The sequence below is a fragment of the Snuella sedimenti genome (genome assembly GCF_016428595.1).
Taxonomy (GTDB): Bacteria; Bacteroidota; Bacteroidia; order Flavobacteriales; family Flavobacteriaceae; genus Snuella; species Snuella sedimenti.
Genome location: NZ_JAELVQ010000006.1, coordinates 88,493 through 102,382, shown reverse-complemented (window position 1 = coordinate 102,382; position 13,890 = coordinate 88,493). Strand labels below are relative to the sequence as shown.

Here is a 13,890-nt window from a genome sequence, read left to right as displayed (position 1 = left end):
GTATGGTTACCTTAAAGCAATTGGCAAAAGAGTTAAATGTCTCAATTTCAACAGTTTCTAAAGCATTGAATAACAGTGAAGAAATAGGGGAAGAGACAGTAAAACGCGTTAAGGAACTTGCCGAACTTTACAATTATAAACCCAATAAGGTTGCTTTAAGCCTAAAACAAAATAAAACCAAAACCATTGGAGTTATTATCCCTGATATTCTTAATCACTTTTTAGCTAAAGTTCTTTTTGGAATAGAAAGAGAAGCTGCCAATCATGGTTATAACATTATAACATGTATTTCTAACGAATCGTTAGAAAAGGAAAAAGAAAGCCTGCAATTGTTGGCCAATGGTAGTGTGGATGGATTTATATTATGTGTAGCCCAAGAAACACAAATGAAAAATGAAGTACAGCACTTTAAAAGTACGATAAAAAAAGGGCTTCCAATTGTTATGTTCGATAGGGTAGCACATGACGTATTGTGTGATAAAGTTATTGTAGATGATTTTGAATCGACTTATAACGCTACCAAAAGTTTGCTGGAAGAAGGTAGAAAACAAATTGCCTTTATAAGTAATATAGACGATTTAAGTGTTGGGAAGTTAAGGGAAAGAGGCTATGCTAAAGCTATTTTGGAAAACCCAGAGCTTAAGGTTTTGGCTTTAAGAATGGGGCGATACGACGATCATCAAAAAAAAATACGTACTTTCTTTGAAGAAAATAAAGGTATAGATGGCGTTGTGGCAGCCGATAGTGCCTCTGGTGTTATAGCCATTAATATGGCCGCAAGCTTAGGGTTCAAAGTTCCAGAAGATGTTTCAGTTATTGGTTTTTCTAGTAAATCGGTATCCAATCACAGTATTCCAAGATTAACAACTATTAGGCAACATGCAAAAGATATTGGAGCCAATGCCGCTCAATTGCTCATTAATAGACTACAAAATAATCTTGGTGAAGACGATGTTAAGACAAAAATTGTAAAAACTAGCCTAATTAGAAGTGGCTCAACACTTTAAAATATTGTTGGTATTTTATACGGAAATAATATAAAAACAACCGTTCATCGAATAAATATGCATTTCATCGATTATATGCGTATACAAAAGGTAGTTTAACCTACTTTAGTAACGTCTTAACGAGCATTTGTAATTTTCCCCTCAGCTCCGCAAGAAAATTAATCCATTTTTAGGCAGAAATGCCACAATCCCTCATTTTTATATAAAAAAATCTGTATGCATTTTTGATGCATTCGATTTTAGATTAATTATCCATTTTTCCCTCAACCGAGACTTTTAGTTTCAAAGTCTTAGTTATTAGTATTTAAATTTTTTTTAAAACAAATAGAGAAAAATAGTTTAACCCTAAAATCGAATGGATATGAAAACCTTAAAAGTTATTTTAGTTCTAGCACTAGTATTTACAGCATTTACATCATGTACTAAACAAGATTTAAACGAAGATGATGTGTTAACCGATACAACTGTTCAATACACTGGAGGAGATATTAAAGAAAGATAATATAAAATCCTAAAATTTACTAATATAAAGCCCTTAACAAGAGATAAGGGCTTTATTGTTTATATTAATTAAAAAATTATAGATACATTTGAGATTGTATATTCTATAATATCTTGAAATTAAAATTATATTTCTTATTTATTTTAAGTTTTTACTTCGGGGTTTTTTACTCTCAGAATAAAGCTGAAGTAATAATAGATAGTATCACTTTTTATTTGTCCATTTCAGAGAGTTCTTCGAAATTCAATTTGCAGCAACGATTAGCTTATGCCAAAAAGGCAAGACAGTTAGCTTTAAAGAAAGGAATAGATTCTTTAGTCGTTGAAAGTGATATCAATTTGGCCTCCCGTTATTTAGAATTAAAGAATGATGCACTGTTTTTACATTTTAGTCATAAAGGGTTAAAATTAGCTAGCAAGAGAAAAGATTCTTCGGCTATAGCTTTAATTTCAAAGAAATTAGGCTATTATTATTATGATAGATCTGTAGATAGCGCATATTATTACGATAACAAAGCAGAGAAACTATTTTTGGCACTAAACGATAAATTCAATAGAGCTGTCGTTCTATTGGATATAGCCTTGCTTCAGGCAGATGAAAAAGACTTTACAGGAAGTGAGTTGACCTCTATTAATGCATTGTCTCTTTTAAATGAACTAAACGAAACTAGTGAAGTGTTGAGGTATAAAGCTTTTGTTTATAATAATTTAGCTTTAGTATTTAAGTATTTAGAACAGTTTGATGAATCTATAGATTACCATTTAAAGGCTTTAGAGTTAAAAAGAAAGTTGTCTGGAGACAATACAATTACAATTGATAATCAGAAGGTGAATTTAGCTAATACTTTTAAGGCATCAGGGAAGCTTGATTTGGCCTTAGAATATTACGATGAAATTTTAAATAAAGAAAACCTGCTTAACGAACGTCCAGACTTTTATGCTTTGGTGCTTGATAACTACGCGCATACGCTTTATTCGTTAGGCAAAGATGAAAAACTTCCAGGATTATATTTAAAAGCATTAAGGATATGTGATAGTATAGGTGATCGTTATAAGTCAATTATTATACACCAGCATTTAGCGGAGTACTATCATAATTATAAGAAGTCAGATTCAGCTAGGTACCATGCATACAAAGCAAAAGATATTTCTGAAGATTATTATAATGATGATCTTCTAAAGTCGTATTTAGTACTCTCTAAAATTGAGACTGATAGTGTCGCGGTTAAATATTACGATGCTTATATTAAGCTTAACGATAGTATCATTAAAAATGAACGTGTTATTCGAAACAAGTTTGCAAGAATTCAATATGAAACGGATCAAATAGAGCAAGAAAATATCCAGATAGCCAAAGAGCGTTTGTGGCTATTAATACTATCTGTTGTGCTGATTGTAACCTCGTTGTTGTTATATGTAGTTATAAACCAACGTAACAAGAACAAGGAGTTACAGTTTATTCAAAAACAACAGGAAACCAATGAAGAGATTTATAATTTAATGCTGTCGCAACACGAAAGTATTGAGGAAGCAAGGGCTTTAGAGAAAAAGCGAATATCCCAAGAGCTGCATGATGGTGTTCTAGGGCGTTTGTTTGGGACGCGATTAAGTTTGGACAGTTTGAATATGAGTAGTAGTGAAGATGCCGTTAAGACCAGAAGCCAATATATAGATGAGCTTAAAACTATTGAGCAGGATATTAGAAAAGTATCCCACGAGTTGAATACCGATTTTGTTTCTGGTGGCGGTTTTATGGATATTATTAAAACCTTTGTGGAAACCCAAACAAAAGTTTATGGACTGGATTACGAATTAAAACCAGATGACAGCATTAATTGGGAAAACTTACCTAATAAAAATAAGATCCATATTTATAGAATCATTCAGGAAACGCTACATAATATCCATAAGCATGCTAAGGCTTCTTTAGTGACCATTAGTTTTAAATTAAAAAAAGATGTAATTTGCTTAACCATTACGGACGACGGTGTTGGGTTTGATGTTAATAAAGCAAAATCTGGTATAGGACTTAAAAATATGAATGCGCGAATTAACGATATTCAAGGTAGCATAAGTATAACTTCAGAAAAAGAGGTAGGAACCTCTGTAATAATAAAAGCCCCAATTAACTAAAACCAAATACCATGACCGAAGACATTAAAATTTTAATGATTGATGATCACCCTATGATCATTGAAGGATATCAAAATACCTTACTGTTTACTAAAAAGGAACATCAAAACTTAGCAATAGATATAGCAAATAATTGCGATCAGGCAGTTACGCTTATGGATGGATCCATTCAAAAAGAGCGACCTTATAACATGCTGTTTGTTGATATAAGCTTACCGCCGTCTAAGGACGGTACGATGACATCGGGCGAAGACTTAGCAGAATATGCCAGAAAGGTATTGCCAAATGCCAAGATTGTAATCCTTACTATGTTTAATGAACCATTTAGAATTCATAACATAATAAAGAACATCGATCCCGAAGGGTTTTTAATTAAAAGTGACTTAACATCCAGTGAGTTGGCCAGTGCATTCCAGGCAGTGCTTAATAACCCGCCATTTTATAGCGGTACTGTAAATAGTTTTATAAGAAAGTCTATTACTAGTGATATTGTAATAGATGAAAAAAATAGAAAAATATTGCACCTTTTGTCGCAAGGCGTTAAAACAAAAAACTTAGCTTCACATTTGGATATTTCTTTAAGTGCTGTAGAGAAAAGAAAGAAGCAATTAAAAGAGTTGTTTTCCATTCAGGATGGGCAAGATGAATCGCTTTTACAGGCAGCAAGGGACAAAGGTTTTGTTTAGTGCTAACAGACCCTAGTCAAAAAAAAGAATTCCTCGAAGCGCAACCTCGGGGTTTTCGTTTACATTGTCATTAACGTGACGAGTACAGCCTAAGACGCTGTCTCGAGGATAGTTTATCTCAATAAATTCTTTGTTAAACCCATATATTTTGATCAAATTGGAAGAAATTTCTTTAAAGTGAATTTTTTTTTAGCCTCTAAAACAATTGATATAATTGAAAAGTATAATTAAACCATAAGGTTGTTGCGGTTTTTCCGCAGTTAAAAGATCAGACTTATTTTTATATTTGATACTGTCAACACTACAAAAATTAATTAATCCCTCAATTTTTTCTTGTTGATAATAGCAATTTACTGCCCTATGGAGGTGAGAGACCCATAGGGCTTCTTCTTTTTAATGTTTTTAATTTTAATAAAATCAATAACTTAACTTTTAAAACTAATTTTTTAGTTTCAACTATAATTTTAGTTATATTTGTTGAACTAAAAACTTAGTTGAATAGGTTTTTGTTCTATTTAAAAGTGAAAACTGAGGTCATGATATGGTAATTAAAAACATAATGAGATGAAGCAACTTACAAAAGCAGAGGAAGAGATCATGCAAATACTTTGGCGTTTGGGAAAGGCCAATGTAAAAGCCATAATAAAAGAATTTCCAGACCCAAAACCCGCTTATAATACGGTATCTACCATTGTTCGGATTTTAGAGGGTAAGGAGTTTGTCGATTATGAAAAGGAAGGGAAGGGGCATGTGTATTTCCCTGTTATACCCAAACAGGAATACAGTAACCAATCTATTAACAAGTTGGTCGATGGCTATTTTCAAGGATCCTTTAAAAGCATGGTATCCTTCTTTGTCAAAAAAAACGATATCAGTTTGGAAGAGTTGGAATCTGTTTTAAAAGAGATCAATAAAAAGAATTAGTTATGCTACATTACATTTTACAAACCATAGTTTTTCAATTGTTCTTTCTATTGGTTTATGATGTATTCTTAAATAAAGAGACCTTTTTTAACTGGAATAGGATTTATTTATTGGGAACGGCTGTTTTATCTATACTATTGCCCTTTATAAAAATAAAGTACTTAAAAGAAACACTCCCAACGGAATATATAGAAGCGCTTCCGGTTGTTATACTGGGACAGGAAAGCACAGAGGTAAATGTACCAATAGCACTAGATGCCGTAACAATAGTACCAACCATGCCTTTCTGGGAAATTATTTTATATATAGGTATTGTAATTGCTTTGGCGTTCTTTTTATTTAAGCTTTCCAGAATATTGTTTTTTGTATTCAAAAACCCAAAACAGCGAATAAGTAAGGCGTTTATTGTTAGTTTGTTAAATAGTAGCGCCGCATTTTCATTTTTCCATTATATATTTTTAGGAGAGCATATTAGAGAAGCAGATAAACAAACTATTGTTAAGCATGAATTAGTACATGTTACACAACGGCACACTATCGATTTAATGTTTTTTGAAATGTTACGTGTGTTCTTTTGGTTTAATCCTCTGGTCTACATGTACCAAATCCGTATGGCCACGCTTCATGAATATATAGCCGATGCACACGCCGTAAAATACCAAGACAAGAATCAATATTATCAAAACTTGTTATCAGAAGTTTTTGATACCAAACATATTTCTTTCATCAATACATTTTTCAATCAATCATTAATCAAAAAACGAATTGTTATGTTAAGTAAATCAAGATCAAAACAAATTAATCTCATCAAGTATGTTCTTTTAATACCAGTGGTCTTTGGTATGTTGGTGTATACCTCTGCAGAAGCTCAGAAAGAAGGTTATAACATCACTACACAACAAATAGATGATGATGGCCAATATCAAGAATTAGATGATGAGGAGCTAAAAGAAAAGCTTTATAGTAATATACTGGAGATGGAAAAAGCGGGTATGACCTTTACGGAGATATTAATCGCATATAAACCCAAATCCGATTTATATATTATATCAAGGGTTGACTACTACAAAAGTCAAATGGCAGATAAGTACATGTTAGACAAAGGAGAAACACCCGTAAAGGATTTGAGTAAGCAGCAAAAAATGACTTATGCCGATTATCTGGCATACAAGAAAACGGATGCAGCCAAATTATTGTGGGAGAGCGATATTAAAGATGGTATCTTAAGACTGGTTGTTTCAGATAGAAAAAAATTAACTGATGCAGAAAAGGCAAGAAAGAAAAGTAAAATAGAGTTACTCAAAAAAGATGATAATTTTAGAGGTTTGCTAACAACAGATGGTAAGTTGTCGACTGTATTTTATAAAAAAGGGAATAGTAAGGAAAACAAGAATGAAGAGTCAGAATTAATCATGCTAAACGAAGTTGAAGTGCCTTTTGCGCTTGTAGACCAAGCTCCTGTGTTTCCTGGCTGTGAGGCATTAGCCAGTAATACAGAAAAAAGGAATTGCATGTCTGGAAAGATTCAAGAATATTTAGCTAGAAATTTTAATGCCGATATAGCAAATACTTTAGGGTTAACAGGAAGACAGCGCATTAATGTTATCTTTAAAATTGATACAAAGGGTGATGTTATTGGTATACGATCAAGAGCGCCCCATCCAGATTTAGAAGCTGAAGCTATTCGTGTTATTAAATCACTCCCTAAAATAACGCCTGGTAAGCAACGAGGTCAAAATGTAATTGTACCTTACACATTACCCATTATATTTCAAGTTCAGGATAAATCGGTTGTTGATGAAACTGTAATAGTTGCCTATGGAGAAAACAATAAGGTAGATGCTTCAACTGATAAAAGGCATGAAAACAACACAGACCAAGATATAGAAGTGCCCTTTGCAGTTATAGACCAAGTACCTGTCTTTCCAGGTTGTGAAGGTTTAACAGCTAACGAAGAGAAAAAACGATGTATGTCTGATAAAATAAGCGGATTTGTAAACCACAAGTTTAATACAGACATAGCAACAGTTTTGGGGTTAACAGGAAGACAGCGTATCAATGTGATTTTTAAAATAGATGCAGAAGGAAATATAACGGGAATACGTTCCAGAGCGCCGCACCCAGAATTAGAAAAAGAAGCGGTTAGGGTAATTTCATTGCTGCCAAAAATGACTCCTGGACAACATAATGGGAAAAATGTAACGGTGCCATATTCTTTACCCATTGTATTTGAGGTAGATAACACACAACTTTTAGATGAAACTGCCATTGTTGGATATGCTGATGATTCCGTTAATAACTCAATACCCTTTGCTGTGGTTAACAAGGCGCCAACTTTTCCAGAATGTGCATCTTTGGATAATGAAAGCGAACAAAAGGACTGTACAATAACTCAAATTCAGGAGCATGTAAATAGAAATTTTAATACCGATTTAGCTAAAAGTCTTGGACTTAAAGGGAAATTGCGTATTAATGTGGTTTTTAGAATTACGAAAGAAGGTGCTATTGCTATTGAAAGATCTAGAGCTCCACATCCAGAGTTGGAAGCAGAGGCCATACGTGTTATTAAATCAATGCCTAAGTTAATACCAGGGGAACATGAAGGGGAAAAAGTTGACGTGCTTTATTCATTACCAATTATATTTCAAGTTCAAAAATAATTATGTTTAGATTAACACTTTTATCTTTATTAATACTGTTTAAAATCGAAGCGCAGACTTCGGATTTAAATAAGGCAGATAGCCTGTATATAAATGGCAATTATTCCAAGGCTATTGAAAATTATAAGGCTTACAAAGAACAATCGGAGGTGTTGGATAAAATAGCCAAAGCATATGTTGCTATTGGTAATTACGACGAAGCCCTAAAAAACTATAAAGCCAGTATTGATGTAAATCCAGAAGACGCTCTGTTAAAATATGAGTACGCTAAATTGCTGCATAAGACAAAAAAATACAACGAAGCCGCCGTTGTTTTTAATGAATTAGTTTATTTAAATCATAAAAACCCAAATTACCATTACGAATTAGGTTTGGCTTTAGAGCGCATAAATGATTCTACAGCTGCAAATAGGTTTTATAATGCAATTGAGTTAGATGCAACACATCAAAAAGCCATTTATAGCCTAGCAAAACTGTACCTTAAAAAAGGAAAGAATACATTAGCCGATAAATATATCGATATTGGCCTGTCATCCTATGAGAACAACAAGGGGTTGATTAATTTAAAAGCCCAGAACTTTTATTTGCGAAAACAGTATGAAAAGGCCGCGGTTTGGTTTGAAAAATTAATAGCGCTCAATGAATCTTCGCAATTTATTCATGAAAAATTAAGCCATTCCTATGCTAAAATATTGGAATATGAAAAAGCGATTGAACAAGGTCTTGAAGCCTTGAAGTATGAACCAAATAATACGAGTAACTTATATGTGTTAGGTCAACTTTATGAACGTATAAATGATTTTGAAAATGCCGAAAAATATATTACCGAATCATTGGAACTACAAGACGTATCTTTGGAAGAAGGCTATAAGAACTTAGGCATGGTTTTAAACAGGCAAAAAAAGCATAAAGAAGCCATAGCAGCCTTTCGTAAAGCAATACACGAAAACCCAAATAGTGACAGTGCCCATTTTTATTTGGTTTATACGAAAGATCGCTATTATGAAGATATTGATACACGAATGGCATTGTACGAGGGCTTTAAAGAAAAGTTTCCTAAAAGTACGTACTTGAACATGGTCAATTTCAGAATGAAGGCTTTGAAAAAGGAAAAATTCATGAAGAATGAATTAAAAGGAGATTAAAAACCAAAAAAATTGTATTTTTCGGTTTCAGATGTAATCGATGAAACAAATTTGTGTTTTTCTTGTCGTTTTGGTACTAGTGTCATGCGAGTATTTTAATGTAAAAAAAACATCGCCCGAAGCCATTTTAAAGGAAGAGTTAAAAACCTTTAACTGGAAAGAGGTTGATGCTTATCCAAGCTTTGCTTTATGTGATACATCGCAAACTAAGCAAGCGCACAAGTTGTGTTTTGAGCATGTGTTGACAACGCATATCGCACAGTATTTACAAAAAGAGTCACTTATTGTAACCCAAGATGTTCAAGATACCATCGTTTTGAAATTTCAGCTTTCCGAAAAGGGTGTATTAGCGCTTTTAAATGCAAAGATAGATTCGCTTACAACCAAAGAAATTCCGAATATAGAACGGTTGTTAGTACAAAGTTTGGATTCACTACCACGAATTTTTCCAGCCTTAAAAAGAGGGCAACAGGTGAAAACAGAATTTGAATTACCCATTATTATTAAGGTAAATTAAACTTATACCCTATGATAAAGTTAACCGGGAAACTGTTGTGGTAGTCTGCAAATACAGCAAATATTTCGTTGTAGTTTAGGGTTATAAAACTTGTATCCCCAACTTTTATATCCATTCCTAATCCAAACACTAAAGGGACACTAAAACTAGCCCGCTTTTCATGTTTATTTTCATCGTTTGAACTTTCAAAAGTACGGTTCGAAAATGTAAAGTTGGCTAATTGTAAGTTGAGGTATTCGTTAAACCAGCTATTTTTAATATACCGAAATCTATAACCAAGTCCAAATTGAGTAGAAGCGTATCCCATATTAACATTACCCAAAGCCTGTTCAATACTAATGTAACCACTTTGTCTAGCAGCACTGTTTTTTTCGTAGACCTCTAAGATGGCTCCAAACAATGCAGCAGAAACTTGTCTTGGCGTATCTATAAAGGGATGATTTGTAACACCACTATATATGCCTATGCGCAATTGCGCCTGTACACGCTCATCGGTGTAAGCATATTTCCTATGGCCATTAGAGTTATAGGCTTTAACAAATTGTTTTAAGCTGTAACGCCCAAAACCAACAAGTTGGGCAGACATATTCTTTCCTTGGGTTAACGATTCTAAGGTTTTTTTGTATGTATTGCCTCCATCTCTGGGATGAATAAGTTCAATAATATCATTGCTTTTGTCTTTGATAAAAAAGCGGGATTGATCCTTATTGCGGTAGGATAGTAGGCTTAAAGCACCTTTAACTTCGGTTTTAAGCAGTAATTGCTCACCATTAACCGTATAGGTTTCTTGTGCCGAACAATACAATGGACTTATTAAAAGAGCGCATAGCAGTGAAAATATAGTTTTCACAGGTTTATATTTTAGTAATTATTCGATAATGTTCGTTTCATACAGAATGCACTTTTCAAAACACACGTAAAGCTACAAAAATAAATCAAACATTATTTTCTAAAAGTGCGACCTTTCCAAGAATAGCCCTTAAAGGTTGAGGCAACAGCAACATAGCTGCTAAAAAAGGGGTACAGTAGGAAACTAAAAAAATAACTCCTTAAAGCCGTTTTTTGATTAAAAAACAAAGCCGTTTTATAGATTAAAAAGAAATCGATACTAAATTTAATGAGCAGGACATAAAGTAAACTTTTAACATAAGTTACACTTATAAAAGTTAGCATAAGCAAGGCAATGGCCAAAGCGTTCATAAGCAAAACAATAAACCCTGTAAATTTTCCGAACCAATTATTGTAGGAACTTGTTTTTGCAGCCCAGCGGATGCGTTGGGATATTAAATCTTGCCACGACATTTGTGGCGTCGTAGTAATTATAGCTTCCCTACATTTCAAATAATGCATTTGTTGCGGATAAGCTTTAGCTACTTTTTCAAGAAAAAAAATATCGTCACCCCCAGCAATATGATCATTGCCCTTAAAACCTTGCAAATCCTTAAAAATCGATTTTTTATAACATAGGTTGGCACCATTGCACATAAACGGTTTGTTTATACCAAAGCCTCCTATTGTGGCACCTTGTAGGCTTAATACATCTAGTAATTGAAAACGCATTAAGAATGTGTTTTTTATGGAGTAAGTCACGGGTGCCGCTATGTATAAAGTGTCGGTTTCTTGGATAAAATTATTGAAGCTTTGTAGCCAGTATTTTGGTAAGTTACAATCGGCATCAGTCGTAATGATCCACTCGTATTTAGCTTGGCTGATAGCAGTGGTTATGGCGTCTTTTTTTGGTGAGTCACTACGTCTGTCATTAGGAATTAACCTGATGTTTAATGGTGATTTAGCTGAAGATGCTTTTATTAAGTCCGCTGAAGCGTCATTGGAGTTATCATCTACAAAAATAATTTCAAACTGATCATGCGGATAATCCAAGTAAGCAATTGATGCTAGTAATGTGGGTAAGTTATCTGCTTCATTTCTAAAAGGAATGATGATAGAAAAAGATATCTCAGCCTTATTATTTTTAATGCTATAAGATCTAAGCTTGTTAAATCCATAAATAAAACTGCCTATTAAAAGTAAATATACAATACTAATCAGGATCATAAAAGATTGGTAGATTTTACGTGTTAAAGGTACGTACTAAAAAGGTTCACTAAAAATGTATTAAAATATTTTAAACGTAATTTGATTTGAAGGAGTTTCTTTGTTGATATAGAGGGGTTTAAGTTTTAAATTTGGTTTTTGTAGAAAAAATAATGTTAAAGTTAAAGCAATTAAGAATATCTAGATAATATTAGAGAGGACATGGTTTATAGATATAGTATTTACTAAATAAATTTCTATATTTGAGAAATTGCTGTTTATAACGATAGATGAAGAAATATTTAAATAATGAAACGTTGGATATAAATGATTCTGATGTATTTCGTAGCGTCTATCTAAAACATTGGGATAAGTTATATGTTTATGCATACAATATCTTAAAAGATAGAGATTTATGTGAAGATTTGATACAGGACATCTTCTTTGCGTTGTGGAAAAATAATAAAACTTCAGATATTCAGAATATATCCGCATACCTGTTTCAATCTTTAAGATTTCGAATATATAAGCACTTTAGAGATACAAAATTTGTTAATATGGATATTGATAAGTTTTACGATATTGTAAAAACTAATAATACTCCATATGATAGTATGACTGCACAGGATCTGGAAAAAATGATTTATAAGCATACTCAAAATTTGCCGAAAAGATGTCAGGAAATATTTTACTTAAGCCGTTTTGAGTGTTTGTCACACAAAGAAATAGCTGATAAATTAAATATTTCTATCAGGACAGTAAAGAATCAGATTTCTATTGCTCTTAAATACTTAAGGGCACATATGGAAGAAGAAACATTTAGTGTGTTGCTTCTCTTTTTGTATGCGTTTATTTCCTAGTTTTATTAACGAACCCTTCCATTAGTTTTCCTTATTTGGTGTTTAATGTTTATTGTTTTTTTTAGATAAGTATGTTATTTCATATTTAAATTTTAAAAAAAAAGATAAAAGTTATGGTACCTAGTTGGTTTAAATGGTACTTAATATATAACATACCAAAACTAACTAACTTTTTACACAACAATGACTAGAAAAGAAATAGAAATACTTGTAGGTAAATACCTTGAAAACAGGTGTGATCCAAATGAGAAAAAGTTGTTAGAAGACTTTTTAGAAAGTTATCAAGGTGATGGCGAAAACTGGATCGCAACCAAGCATGGAAACAGACAGCTAGTGGAGAATAGATTGTATGAAAAGCTCCAAAAACAAATTGCTGGTAATGATAGGCAATATTCAAATAAGTTTGTAAATGCAAAAAACAGATACTTAAGGTTTGCTGCCATTTTGATTCTAGGCATTTTTTGTGCTTCAAGCATTTATATCATTAAAGAGCATTTGTTTTTTAAGGAATCTCTTGATGAAAATGTTATAACCCTAACGTTAGACAATGGTAATGTAGAAGTTATTCGTGAAGATGGTAGTTCTCAAGTTACTGATGCAAATGGTAACATTGTAGGTCAATATACTGGTAAACATTTAATCTACACAAATGATTCCAGTGTAGAAAAACTAGCATATAACACTTTAACAGTACCATATGGTAAGTTATTTGATTTGCACTTATCTGATGGTACGCATGTTTTTTTAAACGCAGGGACGTCACTACGTTATCCAGTGAAGTTTATAAAAGGTATGGAGAGGAATGTATTCCTGGATGGTGAGGCCTATTTTGAAGTTGCCAAAGACCAAGAACACCCCTTTATAGTGACAGTAGATGATAAAATAAATGTTAGGGCCTTAGGAACTACTTTTAATATTTCCAGTTATGAAGAGGACGAAACGATTAATACCGTATTGTTGGAAGGATCGGTGGGTGTATACAATAAAGAAGAGGGCTTTAACTTAAAGGAAGCTACAGTATTAGAGCCTAATCATAAAGCAGCTTGGGATAAAACGCAGAATAAAATTAACATTGAAGAGGTGGAAACGGATATCTATACCGCTTGGATGGACGGAAAGTTGATTTTTAGACATACACCGTTTAAGGTTATTAGAAAAAAATTAGAGCGGTATTACAATGTCACCATACAAAACAAAAACGAAGTTTTAGAGGAAAGTACATTTAATGCCAGTTTTACTAATGAGACTGTCGAACAGGTTTTACAAACATTAAGTAGTGGCTCTAATATTATATATAAAATTAAGAATAACAAGGTGCTTATTGAATAGCAAACCAAACATAATATAGAATTAATTATAAACCATAAAAAGCATTATTGCCTATGAAACATTAAGACGATACCTTCTTTTATTAAAAGTCACA

Annotated in this window: 12 protein-coding genes; 10 read left to right on the top strand and 2 right to left on the bottom strand. The window is 32.8% G+C overall.

All coding sequences use genetic code 11. The features are described from left to right. The first annotated feature begins 2 nt into the window (after positions 1-2). The 8 genes from JF259_RS06650 (at position 3) to JF259_RS06615 (ending at position 9,573) form a co-directional block, all read left to right on the top strand. Complete coding sequence (locus tag JF259_RS06650) at positions 3-1,007, top strand: LacI family DNA-binding transcriptional regulator (RefSeq protein WP_199114530.1); 1,005 nt, start codon at positions 3-5, stop codon at positions 1,005-1,007. A 355-nt stretch (positions 1,008-1,362) separates the two neighbouring features. Further along, positions 1,363-1,509 carry a hypothetical protein gene (locus tag JF259_RS06645; RefSeq protein WP_199114529.1) on the top strand — a complete coding sequence of 49 codons (147 nt, stop codon included), beginning with the start codon at positions 1,363-1,365 and terminating at the stop codon, positions 1,507-1,509. Positions 1,510-1,757: 248 nt separating this feature from the next. Continuing rightward, positions 1,758-3,641 (top strand): tetratricopeptide repeat-containing sensor histidine kinase, encoded by a 1,884-nt coding sequence (locus tag JF259_RS06640; RefSeq protein ID WP_199114528.1) that lies wholly within the window; start codon positions 1,758-1,760, stop codon positions 3,639-3,641. A gap of 11 nt (positions 3,642-3,652) precedes the next feature. Next, positions 3,653-4,327 carry a helix-turn-helix domain-containing protein gene (locus JF259_RS06635; RefSeq protein WP_199114527.1) on the top strand — a complete coding sequence of 225 codons (675 nt, stop codon included), beginning with the start codon at positions 3,653-3,655 and terminating at the stop codon, positions 4,325-4,327. Between the two features lie 564 nt (positions 4,328-4,891). Then, complete coding sequence (locus JF259_RS06630; RefSeq protein ID WP_199114526.1) at positions 4,892-5,251, top strand: BlaI/MecI/CopY family transcriptional regulator; 360 nt, start codon at positions 4,892-4,894, stop codon at positions 5,249-5,251. A 2-nt stretch (positions 5,252-5,253) separates the two neighbouring features. Continuing rightward, positions 5,254-7,911: a M56 family metallopeptidase gene (locus JF259_RS06625; RefSeq protein ID WP_199114525.1), complete on the top strand. Its 2,658-nt coding sequence runs from the start codon at positions 5,254-5,256 to the stop codon at positions 7,909-7,911. 2 nt (positions 7,912-7,913) lie between these two features. Further along, positions 7,914-9,056 carry a tetratricopeptide repeat protein gene (locus JF259_RS06620; protein WP_199114524.1) on the top strand — a complete coding sequence of 381 codons (1,143 nt, stop codon included), beginning with the start codon at positions 7,914-7,916 and terminating at the stop codon, positions 9,054-9,056. A 40-nt stretch (positions 9,057-9,096) separates the two neighbouring features. After that, positions 9,097-9,573, top strand: a complete 477-nt coding sequence (locus JF259_RS06615) for a hypothetical protein (protein ID WP_199114523.1) — start codon at positions 9,097-9,099, stop codon at positions 9,571-9,573. Here JF259_RS06615 and JF259_RS06610 read toward each other — a convergent pair. Together JF259_RS06610 and JF259_RS06605 are read right to left on the bottom strand one after the other, a co-directional pair. Continuing rightward, entirely contained in the window at positions 9,560-10,423 is an 864-nt protein-coding gene (locus tag JF259_RS06610; RefSeq protein ID WP_199114522.1) for a hypothetical protein, read from the bottom strand. The genes JF259_RS06615 and JF259_RS06610 overlap by 14 nt on opposite strands. A 92-nt stretch (positions 10,424-10,515) precedes the next feature. Then, complete coding sequence (locus JF259_RS06605) at positions 10,516-11,628, bottom strand: glycosyltransferase family 2 protein (RefSeq protein ID WP_199114521.1); 1,113 nt, start codon at positions 11,626-11,628, stop codon at positions 10,516-10,518. Between the two features lie 269 nt (positions 11,629-11,897). Here JF259_RS06605 and JF259_RS06600 point away from each other — a divergent pair, with 269 nt between their 5' ends. Next, positions 11,898-12,467: an RNA polymerase sigma factor gene (locus JF259_RS06600; RefSeq protein WP_199114520.1), complete on the top strand. Its 570-nt coding sequence runs from the start codon at positions 11,898-11,900 to the stop codon at positions 12,465-12,467. A gap of 183 nt (positions 12,468-12,650) precedes the next feature. After that, on the top strand, positions 12,651-13,796 hold the full coding sequence (locus JF259_RS06595) for a FecR family protein (RefSeq protein ID WP_199114519.1): 1,146 nt from the start codon (positions 12,651-12,653) through the stop codon (positions 13,794-13,796). Positions 13,797-13,890: the final 94 nt, after the last annotated feature.